The 22,825-nt window shown below is 66.1% G+C and carries 24 protein-coding genes and 1 pseudogene; 4 read left to right on the plus strand and 21 right to left on the minus strand.

Features of this window, described 5'->3' with window-relative positions; all coding sequences use genetic code 11:
* Nucleotides 1–43: 43 nt before the first annotated feature.
* Nucleotides 44–406, plus strand: coding sequence for a (R)-mandelonitrile lyase (locus AVCA_RS16150; protein ID WP_050764389.1), 363 nt, complete (start codon nucleotides 44–46; stop codon nucleotides 404–406).
* 203 nt (nucleotides 407–609) lie between these two features.
* Here AVCA_RS16150 and AVCA_RS16155 read toward each other — a convergent pair whose 3' ends face one another.
* Nucleotides 610–1,107 carry a cyclophilin-like fold protein gene (locus AVCA_RS16155; protein ID WP_012702087.1) on the minus strand — a complete coding sequence of 166 codons (498 nt, stop codon included), beginning with the start codon at nucleotides 1,105–1,107 and terminating at the stop codon, nucleotides 610–612.
* A gap of 443 nt (nucleotides 1,108–1,550) precedes the next feature.
* Complete coding sequence (locus AVCA_RS16160) at nucleotides 1,551–2,567, minus strand: IS110-like element ISAzvi2 family transposase (RefSeq protein WP_012700000.1); 1,017 nt, start codon at nucleotides 2,565–2,567, stop codon at nucleotides 1,551–1,553.
* Nucleotides 2,568–2,682: 115 nt separating this feature from the next.
* Here AVCA_RS16160 and AVCA_RS16165 point away from each other — a divergent pair, with 115 nt between their 5' ends.
* Nucleotides 2,683–3,000 carry a helix-turn-helix domain-containing protein gene (locus tag AVCA_RS16165; protein WP_012702088.1) on the plus strand — a complete coding sequence of 106 codons (318 nt, stop codon included), beginning with the start codon at nucleotides 2,683–2,685 and terminating at the stop codon, nucleotides 2,998–3,000.
* Between the two features lie 260 nt (nucleotides 3,001–3,260).
* Here AVCA_RS16165 and AVCA_RS16170 read toward each other — a convergent pair whose 3' ends face one another.
* The 16 genes and pseudogenes from AVCA_RS16170 to AVCA_RS16245 form a co-directional block, all read right to left on the minus strand.
* A complete protein-coding gene (locus AVCA_RS16170) occupies nucleotides 3,261–3,506 on the minus strand; it encodes a DUF2274 domain-containing protein (protein ID WP_012702089.1) in 246 nt (81 codons plus the stop codon).
* A pseudogene (locus AVCA_RS27060) lies at nucleotides 3,503–4,782 on the minus strand (TraB/TrbI/VirB10 family type IV secretion system protein). The gene AVCA_RS16170 and the pseudogene AVCA_RS27060 overlap by 4 nt, the downstream one beginning before the upstream one ends.
* 2 nt (nucleotides 4,783–4,784) lie before the next feature.
* Nucleotides 4,785–5,786 (minus strand): P-type conjugative transfer protein TrbG, encoded by a 1,002-nt coding sequence (trbG, locus tag AVCA_RS16180; RefSeq protein WP_175556047.1) that lies wholly within the window; start codon nucleotides 5,784–5,786, stop codon nucleotides 4,785–4,787.
* Nucleotides 5,783–6,487 (minus strand): conjugal transfer protein TrbF, encoded by a 705-nt coding sequence (gene trbF, locus AVCA_RS16185; RefSeq protein WP_012702091.1) that lies wholly within the window; start codon nucleotides 6,485–6,487, stop codon nucleotides 5,783–5,785. The genes trbG and trbF overlap by 4 nt, the downstream gene beginning before the upstream one ends.
* A gap of 30 nt (nucleotides 6,488–6,517) precedes the next feature.
* Nucleotides 6,518–7,891, minus strand: a complete 1,374-nt coding sequence (gene trbL / locus AVCA_RS16190; protein WP_012702092.1) for a P-type conjugative transfer protein TrbL — start codon at nucleotides 7,889–7,891, stop codon at nucleotides 6,518–6,520.
* The gene (locus AVCA_RS16195; RefSeq protein WP_012702093.1) at nucleotides 7,888–8,190 is read right to left on the minus strand and encodes a hypothetical protein; all 303 of its coding nucleotides are present in this window, start codon (nucleotides 8,188–8,190) and stop codon (nucleotides 7,888–7,890) included. The genes trbL and AVCA_RS16195 overlap by 4 nt, the downstream gene beginning before the upstream one ends.
* Before the next feature lie 12 nt (nucleotides 8,191–8,202).
* A complete protein-coding gene (trbJ, locus tag AVCA_RS16200; RefSeq protein ID WP_012702094.1) occupies nucleotides 8,203–8,940 on the minus strand; it encodes a P-type conjugative transfer protein TrbJ in 738 nt (245 codons plus the stop codon).
* Nucleotides 8,937–11,387: a conjugal transfer protein TrbE gene (gene trbE / locus AVCA_RS16205; protein ID WP_012702095.1), complete on the minus strand. Its 2,451-nt coding sequence runs from the start codon at nucleotides 11,385–11,387 to the stop codon at nucleotides 8,937–8,939. Before trbE ends, trbJ begins: the two co-directional genes overlap by 4 nt.
* Before the next feature lie 12 nt (nucleotides 11,388–11,399).
* Complete coding sequence (locus tag AVCA_RS16210; protein ID WP_012702096.1) at nucleotides 11,400–11,684, minus strand: VirB3 family type IV secretion system protein; 285 nt, start codon at nucleotides 11,682–11,684, stop codon at nucleotides 11,400–11,402.
* The gene (locus AVCA_RS16215; protein ID WP_041807327.1) at nucleotides 11,681–12,064 is read right to left on the minus strand and encodes a TrbC/VirB2 family type IV secretion system protein; all 384 of its coding nucleotides are present in this window, start codon (nucleotides 12,062–12,064) and stop codon (nucleotides 11,681–11,683) included. Before AVCA_RS16215 ends, AVCA_RS16210 begins: the two co-directional genes overlap by 4 nt.
* Nucleotides 12,061–13,113, minus strand: coding sequence for a P-type conjugative transfer ATPase TrbB (gene trbB / locus AVCA_RS16220; RefSeq protein WP_012702098.1), 1,053 nt, complete (start codon nucleotides 13,111–13,113; stop codon nucleotides 12,061–12,063). The genes AVCA_RS16215 and trbB overlap by 4 nt, the downstream gene beginning before the upstream one ends.
* The gene (locus AVCA_RS16225) at nucleotides 13,110–13,574 is read right to left on the minus strand and encodes a CopG family transcriptional regulator (protein ID WP_012702099.1); all 465 of its coding nucleotides are present in this window, start codon (nucleotides 13,572–13,574) and stop codon (nucleotides 13,110–13,112) included. Before AVCA_RS16225 ends, trbB begins: the two co-directional genes overlap by 4 nt.
* Nucleotides 13,571–15,571, minus strand: coding sequence for a conjugal transfer protein TraG (locus AVCA_RS16230; protein WP_012702100.1), 2,001 nt, complete (start codon nucleotides 15,569–15,571; stop codon nucleotides 13,571–13,573). Before AVCA_RS16230 ends, AVCA_RS16225 begins: the two co-directional genes overlap by 4 nt.
* Before the next feature lie 235 nt (nucleotides 15,572–15,806).
* Entirely contained in the window at nucleotides 15,807–16,073 is a 267-nt protein-coding gene (locus tag AVCA_RS16235; protein WP_012702101.1) for an EexN family lipoprotein, read from the minus strand.
* Nucleotides 16,070–17,014, minus strand: coding sequence for a LysR family transcriptional regulator (locus AVCA_RS16240; protein WP_012702102.1), 945 nt, complete (start codon nucleotides 17,012–17,014; stop codon nucleotides 16,070–16,072). Before AVCA_RS16240 ends, AVCA_RS16235 begins: the two co-directional genes overlap by 4 nt.
* Before the next feature lie 10 nt (nucleotides 17,015–17,024).
* A complete protein-coding gene (locus AVCA_RS16245) occupies nucleotides 17,025–18,503 on the minus strand; it encodes an MFS transporter (RefSeq protein WP_012702103.1) in 1,479 nt (492 codons plus the stop codon).
* A gap of 95 nt (nucleotides 18,504–18,598) precedes the next feature.
* Here AVCA_RS16245 and AVCA_RS16250 point away from each other — a divergent pair, with 95 nt between their 5' ends.
* Nucleotides 18,599–19,216: a TetR/AcrR family transcriptional regulator gene (locus tag AVCA_RS16250; protein WP_012702104.1), complete on the plus strand. Its 618-nt coding sequence runs from the start codon at nucleotides 18,599–18,601 to the stop codon at nucleotides 19,214–19,216.
* Between the two features lie 100 nt (nucleotides 19,217–19,316).
* Here AVCA_RS16250 and AVCA_RS16255 read toward each other — a convergent pair whose 3' ends face one another.
* Together AVCA_RS16255 and AVCA_RS16260 are read right to left on the minus strand one after the other, a co-directional pair.
* Nucleotides 19,317–20,348: an SMP-30/gluconolactonase/LRE family protein gene (locus AVCA_RS16255; RefSeq protein WP_012702105.1), complete on the minus strand. Its 1,032-nt coding sequence runs from the start codon at nucleotides 20,346–20,348 to the stop codon at nucleotides 19,317–19,319.
* A gap of 57 nt (nucleotides 20,349–20,405) precedes the next feature.
* Nucleotides 20,406–21,281, minus strand: a complete 876-nt coding sequence (locus AVCA_RS16260; protein WP_236616199.1) for a nuclear transport factor 2 family protein — start codon at nucleotides 21,279–21,281, stop codon at nucleotides 20,406–20,408.
* An 84-nt stretch (nucleotides 21,282–21,365) separates the two neighbouring features.
* On the opposite strand from AVCA_RS16260, the gene AVCA_RS16265 reads away from it, so the two are divergent.
* Nucleotides 21,366–21,971: a TetR/AcrR family transcriptional regulator gene (locus tag AVCA_RS16265; RefSeq protein ID WP_236616201.1), complete on the plus strand. Its 606-nt coding sequence runs from the start codon at nucleotides 21,366–21,368 to the stop codon at nucleotides 21,969–21,971.
* A 46-nt stretch (nucleotides 21,972–22,017) separates the two neighbouring features.
* On the opposite strand, the gene AVCA_RS16270 is transcribed toward AVCA_RS16265, so the two are convergent.
* Nucleotides 22,018–22,818 (minus strand): NAD(P)H-dependent oxidoreductase, encoded by an 801-nt coding sequence (locus AVCA_RS16270; RefSeq protein WP_012702108.1) that lies wholly within the window; start codon nucleotides 22,816–22,818, stop codon nucleotides 22,018–22,020.
* Nucleotides 22,819–22,825: the final 7 nt, after the last annotated feature.

The following is a 22,825-nucleotide window of genomic DNA, read 5'->3' on the forward strand; positions in this document are numbered from 1 at the left end:
TACCGATGGCATCAAGGTGATAGCCAATGGCGCCTAAGCCAGCATGGCCGGCCCAACCGACTACTTTTCAGGCTCGGTCACGGCCGACATGCTGTTCACCCCCACGGAGTACAGCCAGGTCAGTGGCGCCCACGTCACCTTCGCACCGGGTGCCCGCACCGCCTGGCATACCCACCCACGCGGACAGACGCTGATCGTCACCTCGGGCAAGGGTTGGGTGCAGGAATGGGGCAAGGAGAAGCAGGAAATCCATCCCGGTGACGTGGTTCGGATCGCTCCCGGCGTGAAGCACTGGCATGGCGCGACCGATACCAACGGCATGCGCCATATCGCCCTTCAGGAGGCCGTCGATGGCAAGAACGTCGAATGGCTGGAGCAGGTCGGCAACGACCAGTACGCGCAATGAGGGGCCTTGGAAAGAGCACCTGATCGACATGCCCGCCGGCAGCGATGCCGGCGCCGCTGCCTCTGCCTTTTCGCCAGCGCTCCCCGATCATGTTGGCGCAGCGTCCCGTGAGGCGGCGCCAGGTGCAATGGCGTCCCGCGGCCGCCAAGCCGAGGCGAATCATGCGCCCCTGAATTGAATCGGGGCAGCCTCGGACACCAGGGTCAGCGCTCGAGTCTACGGATCGTTACCTTGCAGGGGCCTGGGCGGCGCAAGAGTTCGATGCCCAAGTCGAGCGTGCCCAACTTCACCAGGCCGCTGGAGTAGCGAAAGTTCTTGTGGAAGATGGCCAGGTTTCCCCAAGGGGCGTAATAGGCCAGATCGCCCACTTTGGGGGTAATACCGTCGGGAGCGCCGCTGGTCGACAAACGCCTCGGCAGATCGCTGATCTTCTCGGTGGAGGCATAGTCTTCAAGCGTCAGCGAAAGCGGCAGCAAAGAGGCGAAGTCCCTGGCGGTCTCGCTATCCTCGAGCGTCGCGGTGATTGTGGTTCCCTCTATCTCGATGCCGATCTGCATGGTGTTCTCCTGGCGAATGACGGGTAATCGAATGTCAGGGTGATCCGCGCCACCGCCCGTTCCTGCGTCGGCCGAAATCGTGGCCATGGATGCCATCGACACAGCTATCGGTAGTAACCGCGCTCTGAAAAGCCGAACCAGCATGGCGCCTCCTGAAGTTCTCCGGTTGCGGCGCAATCTAGAGCATTTTTAGAAAATACGAATTCGACATACAGGGGTTGCTCTTCCTGGTCATTTCGGTTCTCCTCTCCCGCTCGGACAAGGAGACCAGAATGGCTCGGGCATACAGTGCATATATGGACTCCCCCCGGTTTGCCAGTGATTTGCCCTGCCGACGAACGTAGGTACGACTGCTTGCGTATATCCGGCTTCCGATGAGGCATTGGCTGCCCCGAGCCATGATGAAAATCCGCTCATGTGTGCCTGATTGATCTAGCGGCCTTGCTTGCAGGGGGCCGACGCACTGTGCAGGCTTTACACATGCCGGTTCGACCGGTTCGTCATCGCTGCATGTCACTGTGCAATCGGGGTGGATCTACTGGTTACTGCTCAACATTTTGCAGGCTGTGCAGCCTGCGATTTTATTTTCAGCCAGGTTGATAGCAATCTCCCCGACTGAGGATCGCCCAGACGATCCGGGCATTCTTGTTCGCCAAAGCGACCGTGGCGATGTTCGGGTTGCGTCGACACAGCAAGCGCTGGAGCCACTGGCTGCGTCGATCCGCCTTGTCCTGGCAGTGCCTGAGCACCGCTCGGGCTCCGTGAACCAGCAGCGTGCGCAAGTAAGTATCGCCTCGCTTGTTGATCGGGCCCAGCTGCTCCTTGCCGCCGCTGGAGTGTTGGCGAGGAACCAACCCCAGCCAGGCAGCGAACTGCCGGGCGCTGCGGAACTGGCGAGCATCGCCCACGGCCGACACCAGGGCGGTGGCCGTGATCGGACCGATGCCCTCGACCAGCATCAGGCGTTCCACCCGCTCGTCCTCGCGAGCCTGGCGCTGGATCGTTTCGTCGAGACGAGACAAGCGCGCTTCATGCTCGACCAATTCGCCTTGCAACTCCACCAGTAACCCGCGCATCTGGCCCGGCAGGCCGTTCTCGGCATCCGCCAAGGCCGCCTGTGCCAGTCGGCGGGTAGCCGCCACGCCGTGCCGGCTCTCGACCAGGCCAAACTCGCCCAGCAACCCGCGAATCTCGTTGACCAGCGCCGTCCGCGCCCGGATCAGGCGGCTCCTGATCCGGTGCAGGGCCTGGCCGGCCTGCTGCTCGGCGCTCTTCACCTCGACGTAACGCATGTTCGGTCGACTGGCCGCCTCGCAGATCGCTTCGGCGTCATTGGCGTCGTTCTTGCCGCTCTTGACGTAGGGTTTGACGAACTGCGGTGCGATCAGTCGCACCTCATGTCCCTGGACTCTCAGCTCGCGCGCCCAGTAATGGGAGCTGCCGCAGGCCTCCATCGCCACCGTGCAGGGTTCGAGTTGACGAAAGAAGTCCAGCATTTGCGAGCGTTTGAGCTGTTTGCGACAGACCGCCTGCTCGTGGCTGTCGACGCCATGAATCTGGAACACCTGCTTTGCCAAATCGACGCCTATCCGCTTGAGTTTCATGGGGACGCTCTCCTCTGGTGACTGCTGTTTCCAGCAACTTCAGTCTGGTGCATTGACGCCGTAGGAGGGGGGAGTCCATTTCATTGACCTTCGCCGGCGCGTCGTCGACGCGGCCATGGGTGGGCTATCGGCTCGGCAGGCCGCCGAGCGATTCGACGTCGGGACGGCAACAGCGATCGTCTGGGTGCGGCGCTTCCGGGAAGGCGGGGAACTCGTCGCCCGCCGACAGGGCAAGCCCCGGGGCTTGCGGCTCGATCCCCATGCGGACTATCTGCTCGGCCTGCTCGAGCAGACCCCCGACCTGACGCTGGCCGAACTCGCCGCGACCCTCGAACGGGAGCGTGGCGTCCGTGTCAGCCTGGCGACGGTGTGGACGTTTCTCGACCGGCACGCCATGACGTTCAAAAAAGTGCCTGTGTCAAGCCCCCGGTGAAAATCGTTGGGGGCTCAAAAGCTTATACAGGACAGGGGTTTAGCTCTACTTCGGGCCGCTTTGCGGGGCTGCGGCTTTGTGGGCTAGGAGCCACATAAGAGCGTCGCGGTAGAAAGCCGGAGCGTACTGCGTCGGGGGCGATTGCCAGCAGACGGCAGGCTTGCTCGACCATCGTAGCCCAATCGGTTCGGCGCTCCAGAACAGAGAACGCGCAGCGTTGGGCTGCGCGTTCGGGCCGTCGGCAATGCGTTCGTGCGTTGTCAGCCCGGCTTCGGCGGTGCGGGCTTGCTCGCGCCTCCCTTCCTGAATCCCCGATCCCCAGCCATGAACGCCTCCAGCATGTGCGGGATCAGCGTCACGGCACCGACAGTCTCGCCATATGCCTGCGCGTGCAGCGCGGCGTAGCGGTCGAGGTCGGCTTTCAGGCTGGCCGGGCACGCAAAGGTCAGCTTGATGCTCTCGGTCTTGGGCAGCGGCCCCAGCCGCAGCTTCTTGGTCGTGCTCATCGTGATGTCCCCCGATTGAAGAACAGCGGCTGGTACGGCCGCAGCACCAGATCCCGATTGACGATGATGCGAACCGGCAGGCCCGGTCGCTCGGTCAAGGTGGGTTGGATGTTGAGGTTGCGCTGGGTCATCTCCTGGCCGACCTGATTGATGCTGTCCTGCGCGCGTCGCGCCCGGCGATGATGACGCGATCACCGTTCTGGCGGTTCTCCGGCGCGGCCAGCTCGGCACCGACGCCCAGCAGCGTGGTCAACACCGCACCGGCGAAGATGCGATCCCAATGCCAATCAACGCCATCCTCCAGGCCGGCATAGCCTGCCGGGTCGGTGCCGGCCAGGTTGTCGAGCGTGAGCGAGGACGTGTCGGGCAGGATGATCCGGTTCCAGACGACTTGAACGCGGCTCTGCCCGTAGCTGACCTGGCTGTTGTAGCGGCCGAGGATGCGCGAACCCTGCGGGATGAGGATGAAGCGTCCGCTGGCTGTGTCATAGACCGGCTCCGTCACCGTGGCGATCACGTCGCCCGGCAAGTCCGACTTGATACCCGTCACCAGCGCCCCGGCGATCACCGTCCCGGCCATGACCTGATACGGCGAAGCCGGCAGGGTCAGGCTGCCGGAATTACGGGTTTCCGTGGTTCCGGCTTGCTGGAACGCTTCCTTCTGGTCTTGCCTGTTCTGCACGGCCGTCGGGTCGGCGGGCTGAGCCGCCGTCGAGGCCGGCCCGGCGGCCATCGGGTCGAAGGCCGCATTGGCGGCGAAGCCCGGCGCGGCTGCCACTTGCGTCTGTGCCACCGGCGCGGCCTGCTGCGAGCCCGAGCGGAAGAACACCGACGATGCCGCCGCCGCGTCGGCTTCCTTGCGCAACGCGTCGTTGGGGTCGTGGCCGGGAGCCGCGTAGCCGGCCGTCACCGGCTGCTGCGACTTCACGATGGCCGGGCCGAGATCGCCCGGCAGCGGCGGCCCCAGCTCCGGCACCGTGGGCGCCAAAGCCGGCGGCAGCTTCGAGTAGTCCGCCGGCAGCGCATCCAGCCCTTCCGGTTTCGAGACGCGATCGACGTTGTAAAGCTCGGTCTGCTCGCCAGCACCGCGCTGCTGCGGTTGCAGCGACCACATCAGCGCGCCGAGCACGGCGACCGACAGGGTGCCGGCGAGGATGGCCAGCGTGCGCCGGTTTAGGCGCGTGACCGGGCGCGGTTGCGCGCGCAGCGCCACCGCCTCGGGCGCGACCTTGCCCGCCTGTGGCGTGGCGAGGTCGGGGGTGTCGTCCTGGCTCATCGTCAGTTCCTCCCACTCCTTGATACGACGCCATCCGTGCGCTCGATCCGAACCACGTCGCCACCATCACCGCCCAGGCGCAGTTCGGCCGCGCCGAACAGCCGATCCACGATGTAGTACGGCGAGCGGAAACGGTAGTTCACCAGTTGCCCGTCGCCCTGCGCGCCGATGACGAACAGCGGTGGCAGCTCGCCTTGGGCGATACCCGGCGGGAACTGGATATAGACCTTCTCGCCGTCATCGAAGGCGCGCAGCGGTTTCCACGGCGGATTACTGCCTGACACCGCGTAGCGGAAGCGGATATTCTCCAGCGACAGGCCGGTATCGACCGGCGCGGCGGCGCTGGCCGCCTGCGCCTGGCGCAGCAAGGCCAGCATCCGGTCTTTCGGGTAGTCCCAGGACACCGACGCCATCCACGCCCTTTCCGTTGAGGTCAGCTCCAGCAGGTACGTCCGGCGGCTGGTGGTGATGACCAGATTGGTTTTCAGGCCCGAGCGGATGGGCTTGACCAGCACGTTCACGCGCAGCGCATCGCCGCTGCCGCTGGATGTGTCGCCGACGATCCAGCGCACGGTATCGCCTGCGGCCACCGTCACCAGTTCCTCACCTGGTTGGAGCGCGATCACGGTCACGCGGCCCACGGACGCATAGACCTGATAGAGCGCGCCATCGGTGAAGGGCCACACCTGAATCGCATTGACGTAGCCCTCTCGGGTCGGCGCGATGCGCGCCTCGGCGTTGGCGCGCGAGACACGCACCTTCTCGTCGGCCGGCTCCGGTACGGGTGTGGCCTCGTCCACCTCCGGCAGCGGCTTCAACTGCGCCGGCAGCGCCAGCGGCTCGGGCACGGCGACGACTTCCACCGGCTTGGGCGGTTCGGGCAGCGGCTGCGCCTGCACCGGCTCATCGAGCGAAACAGACGGCGGCGGCTTGCCCTGCGACGCGCAGCCCGCAAGGGCAAGCAGGATCGACGGCAAAGCGTAAAAGCGGAGAGGCAGGTTCATGGCTTGGCTCCTTCGGAAGAATCCAGTTCGCGGCTCCACGACAAGCCGTTGACGTAGATCCCCAGCGGGTTCTTACGCAGGCGCTGTTCGGTGCGCGGGGTTTGCACGATGGTGGAAAGCACGGCGTTCCAGCGTTCGGTGCCAGCGGGTGCGCCGTTGACGAACCGCTGTTCCGTCCAACGGACGTTGAACGAGGCATCGCTGGCGCGCGTAACGCTGATGATCTGCACCGTCACCGACTCGCGGCCGACACGGGCGAACGGATCGTTCTTGCTCGCGTAGTCGTTGAGCACGGCCGCGCCGCGGTCGGTGGTGTAGTCGTAGGCGTCGAGCCAGTTCTGGCGCACCACGATGGGGTCGATGGACAGCGAGCGCACCAGGCCGATGAAGCGGCCCAAGTGGTAGGCGATCTGCGCATCGGCGGGTCGGTACGGCGTGGCAGCTTCGCCGACAGCGCGCACCTGCCCGGCCTGATCGACCTCGATGACGTAGGGCGTGACGATGGACTGCGCCGAGCGCCACACCAGGCCGCCGGCCATCAGCAGCGCGAGCGTGAGGCAGCCGAAGGCCATGAATCGCCAGTTCTTCGCCTGGACGCGGGCCGAACCGATACGGTCGTCCCACACCTGCGCGGCGGATTGGTACGGGGTGGCAGGCTGCGGCGTATCGGCATAGCGCACCTGCGGGCGTTTGAATCGCATGGGTGTTCTCCTTGAGGGTCAGGTATCGCGTCATTCATCGGAGCGCAGGCTCGGGCCTTGCCCCGAGCCGCCGCCGTCGCCACCGCGCAGCGTGTGGGCGGTAGTAGTCGCGGCATGGGTGATTTGCTGGCGGCGGTGCATCCGCTTGGCCCAGGCGGGTTGTTCCTGCTTCGGTGCGCTGGCGGCGCTGTTTGCACCTTCGCCTGCGGCGGCCTGGCCGGAGCCGGCGGCGCCGGCATCCGCGCCGTTCCAGCCGGCACGGAAGGAACCGGCCATCTTCTGCCCGGCAGCGGAAGCTCCGGACGCGGCACGGCGGCCTGCCGCCTGTACGCCGGTCTTGGCGACATTGCCGAGGCCGGCAGTCGCCCCCTTGGCCCCGTCGCCCGCAGCGGCGGAACCGGCCTGGAATGCCGACTTGGCGCTGCTGGCCGCCGACGTGGCGGCGCGTGCGCCGCTGCCGGCCAGCTTGGCGGCCGCCGGCGCCATGCGCGCCCCGGCCATGACCGCACCGCCCACGCCAGTTGCGGCGGCGCCAATGGCAACGCCCGTGCCGACAGCGCCGACAGCGGCGCCGGCCATCGCGCCCGCGCCAAGCTGCGGTGCACCCGACACGAGGCCCGTGGCGATACCCGGCCCGAAGATGCCCAAGGCCAGCAGCGAGAGCGAAGCCAGCATCACGACCAGGGCATGGTCGATGGACGGTTCATCCGGCACGGTCTGGAACTCGGCGAACAGGCCCGAACCGATGCCGACGATGACGGCCAGCACCAGTACCTTGACGCCAGACGACACCACGTTGCCGAGCACCTTTTCCGCCAGGAAGCTCGTCTTGTTCCAGAGCGCGAACGGCACCAGCACGAAGCCGGCGAGCGTGGTCAGCTTGAACTCGATCAGCGTGATGAAAAGCTGCACCGCCAGCACGAAGAAGCAGAGGGTGACGACCAGCCACGCGAGGAACATCACCACGATCGGGTCGATGTTCGTGAACACTTCGGGGAACCCGGCCATGTCGCCGATCTGCTCCAGAATCGGCGCACCCGCGTCGATGCCGGTTTTCGCCAGCCGTCCCGGTTGCAGGAAGTTCTCCATCGTGATGGCCGAGCCGGTGGCCGTCAGGCCCAGGCCGGCGAACGAGCGGAATACGATGCCGGCCAGCCAGTTGAAGTTGCCGATGATGTAGGCGAAGGCGCCGACGTAGAGCACCTTGCGCAGCAGCTTGGCGATCACGTCTTCGCCCTGGCCGGTCGCGTGGCTCATGGCCCAGTACAGGCCGGCGATCGTCATGTCGATGACGATGAGCGTGGCGGTCAGGAACGCCACTTCGCCCTGCAACAGACCGAAGCCCGAGTCGATGTAGCGCGAGAACGTGTCGAGGAAGCGATCGATGATGGTCACGTCGTTCATGGCGCGTCCTCCACGGCTGGCTCATCGAAGCTGGGGGGAATCGGCGGCAGGTCTGCCAGCGTCCGGTACTCGTCCGGCCCGGTATGGCCGGCGAAGAAGCGCCGCCGGAACGCTTCGGCTGCGGCGCGGCAGGCGTCCTCGCCCACGGCTTGCCGGTCGGCCGCGCATTGCGCGCGCAGTGCCTTGAGCCGCACGGGATCGGTGGTCAAGGTGTCGGCCAGGTCTTCGGCCTGCTGCTGGCCGCACGCGGTCAGCAGCAGGGCCAGCAGCGAAGCCGACAGGGCGAGGACGCATCGCATGGCTGTCTCCCGTCAGTTGCCGTAGAAGTCCACGCGCTGCGGCGTGTACGGTGTGCCGGTGCCGAGGAAGCGCCGCCGGACTTCGCGGGCGCGCTCGGTGGCCGCCGCCTGTCGCGCCAGTTCCAGCGAGGCCGCACGGTCTTGCGTGATCTGGAGTTGCTGCGCCTGGATGGACTGCTTGGCCTGCAAGGCAAGGAGCTGGTTCGTCGCCTGCATCGCTTGCAGCGCGCCGGTCGCGGACTGGCTCTGGCTGACCAGATCGGCCAGCGCGCTTTCGTCTTGGGTCAGGTTCTGCGACACCTGCGCCTGCATCCGCATGGCGGTATGCAGGCCGTTCAAGCTGTTCCGCCAGCGTTCGCGGGCGTCCTGGGCCATGCGGTCGCCGCTGACGGTGGCGGCGTATTGCTCGGGATACAGGCGCGCGAACTCCCGATCCATGTTCGTCACATCAAAGGCCAGCCCCTGCGCCTCGGCGATCAGGCGTTCGGTGGTGGCGAGTGTCGAGCGCAGGCGGTTGACGATGTTGAAGTCCAGATGCGCCAGGTTGCGCGCTTGGTTCATCAGCATCTGCGCCTCGTTCTGGAGCTGGTTGATCTGGTTGTTGATCTGCTCCAGCGTGCGAACGGCGGTCAGCGTGTTCTGCACGAAGTTCGAGGGGTCGAACACAGTGATGGCCGCCGCGGGCTGGGCGAGCATCAGCGAGCTGGCCAGCGCGGCGGCGAGCGAAACGGAAAGCACACGGGTCTTCATGGCGAAACCTCCAGCGGTTGAGAAGCGAGGAAAGAAGCCGCCGCCGGCGAGGCCGGCAGCAGATCGGCGGCCCAATCGAGGCCGCGATGGCGCAGCCACGCGCCGGCGAAGCCGGGGGCGCCGGCCTGCGTCAGCACGCGGTCGATGTCGCGTTGGTCTTGCGGTGTGGATGCGCCCGCGAAGGCGAGCGCGGCCGGCCCCAGGTCGAGGTCGAACAGGCGGTTTCCCAGGCGCGATTGGTAGTAGTAGTCCTGCTTGGGCTGCGCGGTGGCGACGATTTCGATTTGCCGGCTGTTGAGGCCGAAGCCCTCGTAGATCGTGCGAATCTGCGGCTCGGTGGCCTGCGGGTTAGGCAAGAAAATCCGGCTGGCGCAGCTTTCGATGATGGCCGGCGCGATGGTCGAATCCTTAATGTCCGCCAGACTCTGTGTGGCGAAGATGACCGACACGTTCTTCTTGCGCAGTGTCTTGAGCCATTGCCGGATGCGGGCGGCAAAGGACGGCTCATCGAGAAACAGCCAGGCTTCATCGAGGATCAGCAGCGTGGGCGCACCGTCGAAACGCTCGTCGAAGCGGGCGAACAGATAGCGCAGCACCGCTTGCACGGCGGCAGGGCTGTGCATCAGTTCTTCCATCTCGAAGCCCTGCACGTCGCCGCTGCCGAGCCGGTCGCGGTCGGCGTCCAGCAGCTTCCCGTGCGCGCCGCCGAGCACATACGGCGACAGCGCCTGGCGCAGCGCGTTCGATTGCAGCAGCACTGAAAGCCCGGTCAGCGTGCGCTGTTCCACCGGGGCACCCGCGAGGCTGCCCAGCGCCGACCAGATGGTCGCCTTCTCGTCCGGGCCGACGGTCACGCCTTCATGCAGCAGGCGGCCTTCCACCCATTCGGCCGCCCAGGTGCGATAGCCTTCCTGCTCGATACGGGCCAAGGGCTGGAACGCGATGCCACCATCGGCGCCGAGGTCGTAGTGCTCGCCGCCCAAGCCCAACACAGTCGCCCGCATGGAGCGGCCCATGTCGAAAGCGAAGATGCGCGAGCCGGGATAGCGCCGGAACTGCATCGCCAGGATGGCAAGCAGTACCGACTTGCCCATGCCGGTCGGCCCGGCGACTAGTGTGTGGCCTACGTCGCCGATGTGAGTGACCAAGCGAAAAGGCGTCGCGCCATCGGTGCGGGTGACGATCAGCGGCGGGCCGTCGAGGTGGTCGTTCTTCTCCGGCCCAGCCCATACCGCCGACAGCGGCATCATGTGCGCCAGATTCAGCGTCGAAACGATGGGCTGGCGCACGTTCGCATAGGCATTGCCGGGAATGGACGACAGCCACGCATCGACGGCATTGAGGGTTTCCGGAATGGTCACGAAACCCCGGCCCTGGATGACGCGCTCCACCATGCGCAGCTTCTCGTCCGCCGCGGCCGGGTCGGCATCGAGCACCGTCACCGTGGCGGTGAGGTAGCCGAAGGCCACCTGATCGCCGCCCAGCTCCTGCAAGGCGGCATCGGCGTCGGCCGCCTTGTTGCTGGCGTCGGTATCGACCAGCGGGCTTTCCTGCTGGAAGATCGTTTCGCGTAGCAGCGCGACGACGTTCTTCCGTTTCGCAAACCACTGGCGGCGCAGGCGGCCAAGTTCTTTTTCTGCTTCCGCCTTGTCCATGCAGAGAAAGCGCGTGCTCCAGCGGTAGCCAAAGCCCAGGCGGTTGAGGTCGTCCAGAATCCCGGGCCACGTCGAAGTCGGAAAGCCTCGCACCGACACCACGCGCAGGTGTTGGTCGCCCAGCATCGGCGCAAGGCCACCGACCAGGGCGCAGTCGGCCAGCAGCGCGTCGATATGGAACGGAACTTCGGGAACGCCCAGCCGGCAGCGCCGCGTCGAAACCGTCGCGTGCAGGCCGGTTAGCGTGCCGGCATCATCGAGCCAGGCGATTTCCGGCATCACGCCGTCGAGCAGGTCGAACACGCGATCGGTTTCCGCCACGAAGGTATCGAGCCGGCCACGCCAGTCCACGCCGTCGCCGGGGGAGTTCTCGTAGAGCAGCTTGGCCGCGCGGGCGCGCGATTCCTCCGGCGGCAGGTACGCGAGCGTCAGGTGATAGGCGCTCTCGAAGTGATGCCCCGATTCCTCGAAGGCCGCGCGGCGTTCTTCATCGACCAGCCAGGAAAGCGGTTCAGGAAAGTCGGAGTGCGGATAGTCCGCCGCCGGCCGGCGCTCGGCCTCGATGAACAATGCCCAGCCCGAACCCAGGCGGCGCAGCGCGTTGTTGAGCCGCGCCGACGTGGCGATCAGCTCGCCTTGCGTGGCGCTGTCCAGATCAGGCCCGCGAAAGCGCGCCGTGCGCTGGAAACTGCCATCCTTGTTCAAGACGACACCCGGCGCGACCAGCCCGGCCCAGGGCAGCCAGTCGGCCAGCAGCGCGGGCCGCTGGCGGTATTCGGCAAGGTTCAGCATGGCGGCGTCCCCTCACACGTCCAGCAGCGGGCGGTGCTTGATGTGTCGGGCGAAGACCTGCATGAACTGCGGATCGACACGCGCGCCCCACACGGCCAGCGAATGGCCGACGATCCAGAGCACGACGCCGGGAATCCACAGTTGCAGGCCCAGCCCGACGGCGGCGGCCAGCGTGCCGTTGGCGATCGCCACGGTGCGCGGCGCACCGCCCAGCAGGATCGGCTCGGTCAGCGAGCGATGCAGCGGAATCTCGAAACCGGGCGCGAAGCCTGGCGCGCCTTCGTTGGCCGCACTCATACGACCGCCCCGCCGGAGAAGCTGAAGAAGGACAGGAAGAACGACGACGCGGCGAACGCGATGGACAGGCCGAAGACGATCTGGATCAGCTTGCGAAAGCCGCCGCTGGTGTCGCCGAAGGCGAGCGCCAGGCCCGTGGCAATGATGATGATGACGGCGACGATGCGTGCAACCGGCCCCTGGATCGACTCCAGGATGGATTGCAGCGGCCCTTCCCAGGGCATCGAGGAACCGGCGGCCTGCGCCGTGCCGGCCGTCATCAACATGATGGCGGCCAGCATCAGGCCCCGATGGGCAGGCCGGGCCAGGTGCCGCAGCCGTGCAAGGATGGGCACCGGATTTACGGAAGTACGGAAAGCAGGAACGTGCATCTGCGTCATGGCAGTTCTCCAAGTGAGTCGGGGGACGGAAAAGGCGCAGCGGCGGTGGCTGCGAGGGAAACCGGCGGCAGCGCGGGAAACGGCGTTTCCAGCGCGTCCGCCAGTTGGTAGCCGGCGGCGTCGAAGCCGACGACGCGGGCAATGCTCTCGACGTGGCGCTTGCGGCCACGCCCGGCGATGTGGATCACCACGTTGACCGCCTCGGCGATCAGCGCACGCGGCGGGTTCACCACGACTTCGAGGATCAGTTGCTCCAGCCGCAGCAGCGCGCCCAGCGCGGAGCCGGCGTGGATGGTGGCGATGCCACCTGGATGGCCGGTGCCCCACACCTTCACCAAGTCCAGGGCTTCGCCGCCGCGCACCTCGCCGACGATCACCCGATCCGGCCGCAGGCGCATCGTGGCGCGCACCAGTTCCTGCATCGACACGACGCCGGCGCGCGTGCGCAGCGGAACGTGGTCGCGGGCCGCGCATTGCAGTTCGATGGTGTCTTCGAGCACCAGCACGCGGTCGCCGGTGGCGGCGATTTCGGCCAGCAAGGCGTTGGCGAGCGTGGTCTTGCCGGTGCTGGTGCCGCCTGCGATCAGGACGTTCTGCCGCTCGCGCACGGCGCGGCGCAGGAAGTCCGCCTGGCCGGCGGTCAGGATGCCGTCGGCCACATAGCGGTCCAGGCCGATGATGTTCACGGCGCGCTTGCGCAGCGCGAACGCCGGCCCCGGTGCAGCCGGCGGCAAGATGCCCTCGAAGCGTTCGCCCGTCTCCGGCAGCTCGGCAGTCAGCAGCGGCTGGCCGCGATGCACTTCCGCGCCGACGTGGGCCGCGACAAGACGGATGATGCGTTCACCATCGGCTTCGGGCAGCTCGACGCCCAGCGGCGCGCGGCCTGACGACAGCCGATCCACCCACAAGGTGCGGTCGGGGTTGAGCATGATTTCCACCACGTCCGGGTCTTCCAGCGCGGCGGCGATCAGCGGCCCCATTGCCGTGCGCAGCATCTGAATGCGGCGATCCAGAGCGGCGGTGGTGGATGACTTCGGTACGGCGCTCATGACGCACGCTCCCGCGCCTCGGCCAGCGCCGCCGCGTCCTCCATTCGCACCGGGTCAGGGTGCAGTTCTTCCACCACGTCGCGCACCAGGCTGCGACCGCGCAGCAGGTGGCGGCCCAACTGTTCAACGAACTGCTCGAAGCGTGCCTTGCCCTGTGCGCGGGCCGCGTCCTGATGCGCCTCGGGAATCGGCGTGCTGACGGTCAGGAAGTAGCGGATGAACAGCGCCAGCGTTTCGATTTCGATGTTCTGGTTGCGCTCCAGGCGCTCGGCCTGCCGCGACAGGCGATCCAACCGCTTGGCGATGGCGGCCTCGCGCTGGTCGCCGGCATCCGGCGATAGCCAGGACACCAGGGCGGCTGCAACGATGCTGGACTTCGAGACGCCTTTCTTGGCGGCCAGTTCTTCGAGGCGCTTGGCGTGCTCGGGCTGGATGAACAGGTTGAGGCGGTATTGGCTCATAAGTCGATTCCGTCGTTGGGATTCAGCGATGCCAGCCGGGCCGTGCGCTGCATGGCCGGGTCGAGCTGGCCGGGAAGCGGCAGCGGCAGGTCGTCGTCGTCATCGAGCAGCCCCAGGTCGTTGCCTGCGGTCAGGGGTTCGGGGTTGTATTCGGTGACTTCGGTTAGCTCCGGCTGGCGGCGCGGGCCGCCGTCATCAGCGGTGCCCAGGCCATCGGCGGCTGCACTGACCGGCGCGGCCGGTACAGCGGGGATTGCCAGGCCGCTCCAGTCGTCAGGGCGCGCAGACGGCGCATCGGCGTACTGCCCGGCCGCAAGTGCGGGCGGCTGCAATACGCGGCACTTGAAATTCGCGTCGGTGTAGTAGCGCAGCTTCGTGGCCCTGATCGGTGCCACGCTGGACACCATCACCACGGCCTCGTCGGTCGGAAGCTGCATCACTTCGCCGGGCGTCAGCAGCGGGCGGGCCGTCTCCTGGCGCGACACCATCAGGTGCCCCAGCCACGGCGCGAGCCGGTGGCCCGCGTAGTTGCGCTGTGCGCGCAACTCGGTCGCGGTGCCCAAGGTTTCGGAAATGCGCTTGGCAGTGCGCTCGTCGTTGGTGGCGAACGTCACGCGCACATGGCAGTTGTCCAGAATCGAATGGTTCTGCCCGTAAGCCTTGTCGATCTGGTTCAGGCTCTGTGCGATGAGGAAACTGCGGATGCCGTAGCCGGCCATGAAGGCCAGCGCCGTCTCGAAGAAATCGAGCCTACCCAGCGCCGGAAACTCGTCGAGCATCAGCAGCAGCTTGTGGCGGCGCTCGATGCCGTCGCTGCCGTCGAAAGATTCGGTGAGCCGCCGGCCGATCTGGTTGAGGATCAAGCGAATGAGCGGTTTCGTCCGCGAAATGTCCGAAGGCGGCACTACGAGATACAGCGAGACGGGATGCTTGGATGCGATCAAGTCGGCGATGCGCCAGTCACAGCGCGACGTGACTTCGGCCACCGTGGGGTCGCGGTAGAGGCCGAGGAACGACATGGCGGTGCTCAATACGCCGGATCGTTCGTTGTCCGACTTGTTGAGCACTTCGCGCGCGGCGGACGCGACAACCGGGTGCGGTGTATCGCCCAGGTGCTTGGTCGTCATCATCCGGTGCAAGGTCAGCTCGAACGGGCTGGCCGGGTCGGACAGGAAGTTGGCGACCCCGCGCAGCGTCTTGTCCTCGCCCGCGTACAGCACGTGCAGGATGGCCCCGACCAGCAGCGCGTGCGAAGTCTTCTCCCAGTGGTTGCGCTTCTCCAGCGCGCCTTCGGGATCGACCAGGATGTCGGCGATGTTCTGCACGTCGCGCACTTCATGCGCGCCGCGCCGAACCTCCAACAGCGGGTTGTAGGCCGCCGACTTCGCATCCGTGGGGTTGAACAGCAGGCAGTGCGAGAAGCGCGAGCGCCAGCCTGCGGTGATCTGCCAGTTCTCGCCCTTGATGTCGTGGATGACAGCGGATGCGGGCCAGGACAGCAGCGTGGGAACGACCAGGCCGACGCCTTTGCCCGAGCGCGTGGGCGCGAAGGTCAGAACGTGTTCCGGGCCTTCATGGCGCAGATACTCGTTGCGGTACTTGCCGAGGAAGACGCCGGCCGGCTGCGTCAGCCCGGCTTTGCGAATGTCATCCGCTTCGGCCCAGCGCGCCGAACCATAGGTCGTGACCAGCTTGGCCTGCCGCGAGCGCCACACCGACATGGCGATGGCCACCACCACGGCCAGCAGGCCGCTGCCTCCCGCGATGGCCCCGCCGATGTCGAAGACCTGCGGCGCATAGGCATCGAAGAAGAACCACCACTCGAACAGCCGCCAGGGGTGATAGACCGGCGTACCGAAGAAATCGAACCAGGGCGAGCCCAGGCGTAGTTGATAGCCCAGGGCGGCGGCTATCCATTGTGTGGCACCCCACACACCGGCGATCACGATGCCGAAGACGGCGGCGATCTGCCCGAACAACACGCCCTGACCTTGCATGACTGGCCTCCGATTTCCCCTGCGCTGATTCCTCGTTCACGCGCGGCACAAGGACGTGCCGCATGAAGTGAGGATCAGTGCCGGGTCGGCGCCGGTCAAAGACCGTTATCGGGAGAAAGGTCGAGTAATTGGAAAGAGTTAGCGGTGCATCGCGCCAAAGAAAAACGCCGCAAGCGAAGGCGCATTGCGGCGTATCGAGCGAGAAAACGAAGTTTTCGTGGCGGAGCGCCTACGGTCAGAACTTCGGCGGATTCTCCGGCGGCGTGTAGGGCGTATTGCCGTCGCCATAGAACCGCTTGCGCGTGGCTTCGGCGACTCGATTGCAAAGCACGTCGCCCAGCTTTAGGCGATCCGTCTTGCATTGCTGGCGCAGTTCTTTCAGCCGCACGGGATCGGATGCCAGTTCTTCAACGCTGGGCACGTCCGTCTTCTCTGGCGTGTCAGTGGGGCCGCACGCCGTTAGCACCACAGCAGCCAGCAGGAATGGGATGGTCTTCTTCATGGTTCGGATTCCTCCGGGACATCGGGTTCATCGCCTGGCGCCGGCCTGGCGGCCTCGGGCGAGTCGATGGCCTGCACGCGCTCGATGAAGCGAGCCAGCGTTTCCGATGGTTCGGCATCCGGACGCAGCAGATAGGTCGTGAGCATCGGCGAGCGGCCCGTCAGTGGTCGTGCCACCACACCAGGTTCTCGGCTTGCCAAGATGTGTGCGCAACCTGTCAGGCCCAGGGCGAAGCCAGCGGAAACCAGCGCCATCATCAGGTCGCAGGATGCCACCCGCTCGGCCACCAGCGGTTCCATGTCCACGCGGCGCAGCACGCGATCGACCTGCCGTGCATGGCCTTCGCACGCCTGCGGATCGCAGAGCACCAGCGGGTAGCGCAGCAGTTCTTCCAGCGGGATGCGCTTGTGGGCCAGCAAGGGGTGCCGTGCCGGCACCGCCACCATCAATGGATCGTTCCAGACGGGCAAGGCGACGATTCCATCGCCAGCTTCGTCGGCACGGGCAAAGCCTACGTCATACAAATCGTCGTGCAGCCCCTTGATCTGTTGCGACAACGGCACCTCGAAGAAGCGGATTTCGACTTCTGGCTCCTCTTGTCGGCACAACGCAAGCAAGGTGGGCAGGCGTGACGGCGTAATGCCGTCGGACAAGGCAATGCGCAACTGGCCGTGGAAGCCGTTGGCGGCCGCCTTCACGCTGTCGCGCGCCTGCTGCAAGGCGGCGAAAACGCGCGGCACATGATCGAGGAACAACTTGCCGGCACGGGTCAGCCGCGTGCTGCGTGTAGTGCGAGCGAACAGCACCACGCCCAGTTCTTCCTCCAGCTCCTTGATGGCCCGCGACAGCGGCGACTGTTCGATGTGCAGCTTTTCGGCCGCGCGGGCAAAGTGCAGTTCTTCGGCGACGGCCAGGAAGCAGCGCAGATGTCGAAGCTCCATCGCCGATTCCTTATTCCGGTAGCTTGCGCGGCAACCAGAGCCAGGCCACGACTCCGACCAGGAGCGTGAGCAGTCCACCCACGCCAACGGCCAGGTGCAGCCCCGACAGGAACGCCTCCTTGGCCTGCATCACGGCCTCTGCCGCTACCTCCGCGTGGTCGAGGGTTTCATTCAAGGTGCCGGCCACGCCTGGGCCCGACAGCCGGAAGACCAGCGCCGCCAGCGATCCCAACAGGGTGATACCCAAGGCATTGCCGATCTCGTTGCTGGTTTCCGCGATGGAGCCGGCTGCGCCTGCGCGCTCGGGCGGCACCGCCGACACTGCGATCTCGGCCACCAAACTAAAGGACAGGCCGTACCCGATCCCGGCAATCACCGTCGAGGCCACAAATGCGATCGCGCCAGCCTCGGTCGTCGTGAACAGCAGCAGGAACACGCCCGCGCTGATCAACAGATGCGTGGCGACCAGCGCGGCCTTGCGGCCGATGCGCTCGACGATACGGCTCGTGCCGACACAGGTGGCGGTGAGCACCACGGCACCCGGCAGGGTCAGCAGCGCCGCGGTGAACACCTCGAAGCCCAGCACAGATTGCAGGTAGATGCCCGACAAGTACCCTGCGGCCGACCAGACCACCAGCGACAGTAGGCCGGTCAGGATGGCGATCGAGAAGATGCGGTCTTTGAACAGGCTCAGATCCAATAGCGGGAACGCGATCTTCGTCTGCCGGCGGATAAACAGCGCCAGCGCGGCGATGCCGACGATGCCCATCACGACCTGCGGTGCCGTGAATCCCACTGCTGCCGCGCTTTTGATCGAATAGGTGAACAGCAGGATGCCGGCGAAGGACAGCAACAGGCTCGGAAGGTCGATGCGGCCATAGCGGGCCGCGCGCACTTCGCGCAGCAGAATTGGCGCAGCCAGCAGGAAGGCCAGCACCACCGGCACGTTGATCAGGAACACCACACCCCAATCGAAGCGTTGCAGCAGCAGCCCGCCGATCACTGGCCCGATGGCAAAGCCCGCCGCGAACGTCGCCGCGAAGATGCCGATGGCCTGCGCCCGTTGGCGCGGATCGGGAAACAAAGCGCTGACGATGGCCAGCCCCGAGGGCAGCAGCGTGGCACCGCCCAAGCCCATCAGCGCACGAAACGCGATCATGGCTTCGGGCGTGGTCGAGTACGCCACGCCCAGCGACCCCAGTCCAAAAATGATGGCGCCGGCCATCATCAGCCTCAATCGCCCGTAGCGATCCCCGACGCTGCCGAAGGTGATCAGCAGCGACCCCACGACGAAGCCGTAAATGTCGAGAATCCAGAGCGCCTGGTCTGCCGTCGGCAGGATCGAGGAGGTGACGCGCGGCATGGCGAGGTACAGCACCGAGCCGTCCATCGCCACCAGCAGGACGAGGGCAAGAACGGTGAAAAGGCCGAACCATGCCTTGCGGCCGGCGGGTTGTGCAGTCGATAGCGTAGTGGTCGTCATGGTCATGGACTCGCTGCGGGCGCTTTCCGATTGCGTCTTGGAAGCGCCCCCTATATACTGAAAGTAACTTACGGGTGGTAAGTTACTATTGGTATATAGCGATGTCAAGCCAAACCAGAACCCCTGATGCCGCCCAGGATTCACCACGCCGTCGCCTGCCCAGGGACGAGCGCCTGCGTCAGTTGCTGGATGTCTCCTGGACCTTGATCCGCGATGAGGGCGCGGACGCGCTGACCTTGGGGCGGCTCGCCGATGCGGCAGGCGTCACCAAGCCGGTGGTCTATGACCACTTCGGCACGCGCAACGGGTTGTTGGCGGCGCTCTATCAGGATTTCGACGTACGCCAGACGGCATTGATCGACGCCGCCATCGCCGCCAGCAAGCCGACGTTGAAAGACAAGGCGCACGTCATCGCCGCCAGCTACATCGAATGCGTGCTGACCCAGGGGCGCGAGATTCCGGGTGTGTTGGCTGCGCTCGGCGGTTCGCCGGAGCTGGCGGCAGTGAAGCGGCAGTACCAGCAAGCCTTCATCGAAAAGTGCCAGACCATCCTCGCGCCCTTTGCAGGCCCGCAGGGCGTATCGCTGGCGAGCCTGTGGGCGATGCTCGGTGCGGCCGATGCGCTGTCGCAGGCGGCGGTGGCCGGCGACATCAATGAGGAACAGGCGCGGGACGAGTTGATGGAGACCATCCTGGCGATGGTCAAGCGCAGCAAGTAGTTTCGTGATCGCCAGGGGGCCTTGCCGAAGAATCTCCCGCAGGAAGGAGGCCGCACCGTGGCGGATAGCCGAAGGGATATTGTCAGCGCGGCCCATTCCGTCAATTTCCCAGCCGTCCCGGCGCTATGGGCCGGAACCGAAATATGTAGTAAGGCGGTCTTTGCAAGGCCTTGCCCTCGTTGAACACAGGAACTTCCGAGAGCTGCGCGGCCGACACGTACATCCACCCGTCCGGCGAGAAGCTGACACCGTCGGGCCAGATCAAGTCAGGATGTGTGGCCAGCCGCCGGTACTGGCGATCGTCCGCTCCGATCACGCCGACCGCGCGATGTTCGACTCCGGTCAGGTACAGGTTGCCTGCATCGTCGATCGACAGCCCGCCGTTGTTGGGCTTGCGCGCATGGCGTTCCACGCGCTGACCCAGCGTGCCGGCATCCAGCGACGTGTCGAGCAGGTCCGCGGTGCGTACACGGTAGAGCCAGCCGCCGTTGAGCGGTCCGAAGTAGAGCCACGTGGCGTCCTTGTCGAGCGCGATCCCGTCGGCGCCGACGCGCAGGCGTGCCGGCTTCCCATCACTGCCCGGTACGCGCAGCTCACGGCCATCGACGCTGATCGGTACATCTTCGGGCAGCACGCTGGCGTGGCCTTCCAGCAGCCGGCGCGAGGCACCCGTGCGCGCGTCCACGGCCACCAGTGCGGCCTGGCTGCCGTCGCCGCCGGGGCCGATGCCCTCGTCGGCGATGTAGAACGCGCCGTGCACTGGGTCGATGGCGAAATCGTTGAGTTGCGATTCCGGCCGCGAAGCCGGTGCGGGGATGTGGTAGATGCGCTCCAACTTCTCCGTGCGGGTGTTCCAGCCGACGAGCTTGGGGGTGATGCCGCCGCGCGTGCCCATGTCCAGCACCCAGACCACGCCCTGCGCGTCGCCGCGCAATCCCAGCACCGAGTCCAGGTAGTGGTCGCTGTCCTTGTGCGGCGTATTCCACGCCAGGTTCGGGAAGGGACGCCCGGAGCGCCGATCGGCATCGAGTTCGACGACGCGGATGTCCGGCGAGAAGAACGGATGATGACGGACTACGGCCAGACGCTGGCCCCCGTCATCCACGCGTTGAAGGCTTGGGGCGATGCCCATATCGAGGGCGGCGCGAAGACGGCGCAGGCTGCGGCCGGGCGAGGCTGTAGTTATCGGCTAGGCGCCTTGTCCCGACGCCGCGACTGCCACGGCATGGCTGTCTTCCAGCATGCGATAGCGCACGATCCTGCCATCACGAACCGATAGAACGAAGGCGAACGGCGTCTCGATCAGCCGGCCGGTGGCCCTGACCCGCGAGGCCAGTTCGCCCAGCGCCACCGCTTGCTCGTCGTCGGCCAGGATGCGCTGCACCTCGAACCGCTCCGGCGCGAGCTGCGCGGCGAGTTCGCGGTAGAACGCGCCCACCGCCTCGCGGTCGCGGCGCGGGCCGATCCACGGCACGGCGGAGAGGTCGCCAGGGACATCCCAATCCACGTCCTCGGCGAACAATTCAAGGATGGCCGCCAGCGTCTGCGGCTCGTCCGGCGCCTCCCAGAACGCGGCCACCCGTTCGAAATAGCGCAAGGCAATCTCGCGCAGCGTCGCAGCAGGTGCTACTCCCCGGTACAGCGCCACGCGCCGGCGATCTTCACTGGTCACGTCGGGATCGACGTAGATGAAAGTCCGCTTGATCAGCGCCCCCTCGAACTCGAACACATTGGCGAAGCGCCCCTGGGAAATCTCGCCGTCCGGCCACGATCTGCCATCTGCCGTCACGCCCCATTCCCGGCCTTCCACGGCGATGCGGTCGCCATCCACGGTGAAGACCAGGCCGTCGATGTCATGGGTCAGCTTCGCCGCATCCTTGGCGATGCGCTCGGCAAACCGTGTCAATGCGGCCTTGCCGCGCGCCACGCCGAACTTGGGGAAGAAGAACTCGACATCCTCGGTGAACAGATCGAGCAGCGAAGGGTCCTTCGCATCGACCTTGCGGAAGTAGTCACGGACGGTCTCGATGCGGGGGTCAAGGTAGTCAGGCATGGGCTTGCTCAATTTCTGTAAAATGGATTACATTATTTGCACAGAGGCAATCACCGTCAAGAATGGCTGCATCGCCGATACACAAAAGGAGGCAGCATGGCTCGCGGACGTCCCCGCAGCTTCGATCGTGACGCCGCGCTTGCGCGCGCGATGGACGTGTTCTGGGCCAAAGGCTACGAGGCGGCCTCACTCACCGAACTGATGGTCGCCATGGGCCTCAATCCGCCCAGCTTCTACGCCGCCTTCGGTTCCAAGGACGCCCTGTACCGGGAGTCGGTCGATTTGTACCTCGCTACGGTGGGGGGCGGCAGCATGAAGGTGCTGGCCGAGACGCCAGGCGTGCGCGAGGCCATCGAGCGGATGCTGCTGGCGAGCCTGGAGGTCGCCCTGGCCAGCCCGTCCTCCGGCGGCTGCATGGTCAGCCTGGGTCTGTTCAACTGCCAAGCGCAGAACGCGCCCTTGCGCGAGCACATGTGCGAACTGAGGCGCAGCACCACAAGGTTGATTCGCCAGCGCCTGGAGCGCGGCGTCGGCGACGGCGAACTGGCGGCCGGCACCGATACCGAACGCCTGGCGACTTACTTCGCCACCATCATTCAGGGCATCTCCTTCCAGGCTCAGGATGGCGCCGGGCGGCAGGCATTGCTCGGTATCGTCGAAACGGCGATGGCGGCATTCGAGGCGACGAGCAATCCGGTTTGACGAGGGCGAGGCATCCATCCCTTCCTCCAGCACGAGCGTCTTTAACTCAGTCCCCCGGACGGACGCGGCGGCTTTCCCCCGCTTCGGCGATATGTGCCGCCAAGCCCGTCCGACCCGGCGCGACATGATCGGCCAGCACATGGCGGTCCGGGTAGTCACCGCCGTTCTGGGGACGAAAGGCGATGGGTGCATCCTCGAACAGCCTGTCCAGCCGGCCGCGCCATGCCGCGCTGGCCTCGGCCATGCCTCGGTCGTCCAGGCCGGCAGCCCCGTAGACCGCGAAGGTGGGCAGCACCTGCATACCTGGGAAGAACAGCGTGCCGTGCGTAATCGGAAACAGCAGCTGCTCCAACGGCCCATTGATGCCGCGCGGAGAATAGTCGATCTCCGGCCCGCCAACGGCGACGGCGAGCAGCGCGCGCTTGCCGGCGAAGCCGCCTTCGCCGTAGCGATGGGCGTTGCCGGCACCCCGGTAGCCATAGGCCAGGCCGTAGGCCCATACCCGGTCCACCCAGCCCTTCATGATCGCCGGCATGCTGAACCACCACAGCGGGAAATGCAGGATCACCGCATCGGCGGCCAGCAGCTTGCGTTGTTCTTCCTCCACGTCGGCGGTCTGGCCGCCGTTGGCAAACGCATGGCCTGATTCCTCGATGAAGGACAGGCGATCCCGATTGGCGCGGCTGGGAAAGTCCTGTTCGTCGAACACCGCCTTCCATCCCATGGCGTACAGGTCGGACTGCACGACCTCGTGCCCCTGGCCCTTGAGTACCTCGGACGAGATTCCGGCGAGTTGATGGGTGACGGATGTACGCTCCGGGTGGGCGTGGACAAGAAGAATGTTCATGGCAGGT

Origin of the sequence: Azotobacter vinelandii CA (assembly GCF_000380335.1) — a bacterium.
Classification (GTDB): Bacteria; Pseudomonadota; Gammaproteobacteria; order Pseudomonadales; family Pseudomonadaceae; genus Azotobacter; species Azotobacter vinelandii.

Excerpts from the sequence above, each read along its gene's own strand:
- AVCA_RS16150 (WP_050764389.1), top strand. The coding sequence starts at position 44 with ATGGCCGGCCCAACCGACTACTTTTCAGGCTCGGTCACGGCCGACATG.
- AVCA_RS16155 (WP_012702087.1), bottom strand. The coding sequence starts at position 1,107 with ATGCTGGTTCGGCTTTTCAGAGCGCGGTTACTACCGATAGCTGTGTCG.
- AVCA_RS16160 (WP_012700000.1), bottom strand. The coding sequence starts at position 2,567 with ATGAAACTCAAGCGGATAGGCGTCGATTTGGCAAAGCAGGTGTTCCAG.
- AVCA_RS16165 (WP_012702088.1), top strand. The coding sequence starts at position 2,683 with ATGGGTGGGCTATCGGCTCGGCAGGCCGCCGAGCGATTCGACGTCGGG.
- AVCA_RS16170 (WP_012702089.1), bottom strand. The coding sequence starts at position 3,506 with ATGAGCACGACCAAGAAGCTGCGGCTGGGGCCGCTGCCCAAGACCGAG.
- trbG (WP_175556047.1), bottom strand. The coding sequence starts at position 5,786 with ATGAACCTGCCTCTCCGCTTTTACGCTTTGCCGTCGATCCTGCTTGCC.
- trbF (WP_012702091.1), bottom strand. The coding sequence starts at position 6,487 with ATGCGATTCAAACGCCCGCAGGTGCGCTATGCCGATACGCCGCAGCCT.
- trbL (WP_012702092.1), bottom strand. The coding sequence starts at position 7,891 with ATGAACGACGTGACCATCATCGATCGCTTCCTCGACACGTTCTCGCGC.
- AVCA_RS16195 (WP_012702093.1), bottom strand. The coding sequence starts at position 8,190 with ATGCGATGCGTCCTCGCCCTGTCGGCTTCGCTGCTGGCCCTGCTGCTG.
- trbJ (WP_012702094.1), bottom strand. The coding sequence starts at position 8,940 with ATGAAGACCCGTGTGCTTTCCGTTTCGCTCGCCGCCGCGCTGGCCAGC.
- trbE (WP_012702095.1), bottom strand. The coding sequence starts at position 11,387 with ATGCTGAACCTTGCCGAATACCGCCAGCGGCCCGCGCTGCTGGCCGAC.
- AVCA_RS16210 (WP_012702096.1), bottom strand. The coding sequence starts at position 11,684 with ATGAGTGCGGCCAACGAAGGCGCGCCAGGCTTCGCGCCCGGTTTCGAG.
- AVCA_RS16215 (WP_041807327.1), bottom strand. The coding sequence starts at position 12,064 with ATGACGCAGATGCACGTTCCTGCTTTCCGTACTTCCGTAAATCCGGTG.
- trbB (WP_012702098.1), bottom strand. The coding sequence starts at position 13,113 with ATGAGCGCCGTACCGAAGTCATCCACCACCGCCGCTCTGGATCGCCGC.
- AVCA_RS16225 (WP_012702099.1), bottom strand. The coding sequence starts at position 13,574 with ATGAGCCAATACCGCCTCAACCTGTTCATCCAGCCCGAGCACGCCAAG.
- AVCA_RS16230 (WP_012702100.1), bottom strand. The coding sequence starts at position 15,571 with ATGCAAGGTCAGGGCGTGTTGTTCGGGCAGATCGCCGCCGTCTTCGGC.
- AVCA_RS16235 (WP_012702101.1), bottom strand. The coding sequence starts at position 16,073 with ATGAAGAAGACCATCCCATTCCTGCTGGCTGCTGTGGTGCTAACGGCG.
- AVCA_RS16240 (WP_012702102.1), bottom strand. The coding sequence starts at position 17,014 with ATGGAGCTTCGACATCTGCGCTGCTTCCTGGCCGTCGCCGAAGAACTG.
- AVCA_RS16245 (WP_012702103.1), bottom strand. The coding sequence starts at position 18,503 with ATGACCATGACGACCACTACGCTATCGACTGCACAACCCGCCGGCCGC.
- AVCA_RS16250 (WP_012702104.1), top strand. The coding sequence starts at position 18,599 with ATGTCAAGCCAAACCAGAACCCCTGATGCCGCCCAGGATTCACCACGC.
- AVCA_RS16255 (WP_012702105.1), bottom strand. The coding sequence starts at position 20,348 with ATGGGCATCGCCCCAAGCCTTCAACGCGTGGATGACGGGGGCCAGCGT.
- AVCA_RS16265 (WP_236616201.1), top strand. The coding sequence starts at position 21,366 with ATGGCTCGCGGACGTCCCCGCAGCTTCGATCGTGACGCCGCGCTTGCG.
- AVCA_RS16270 (WP_012702108.1), bottom strand. The coding sequence starts at position 22,818 with ATGAACATTCTTCTTGTCCACGCCCACCCGGAGCGTACATCCGTCACC.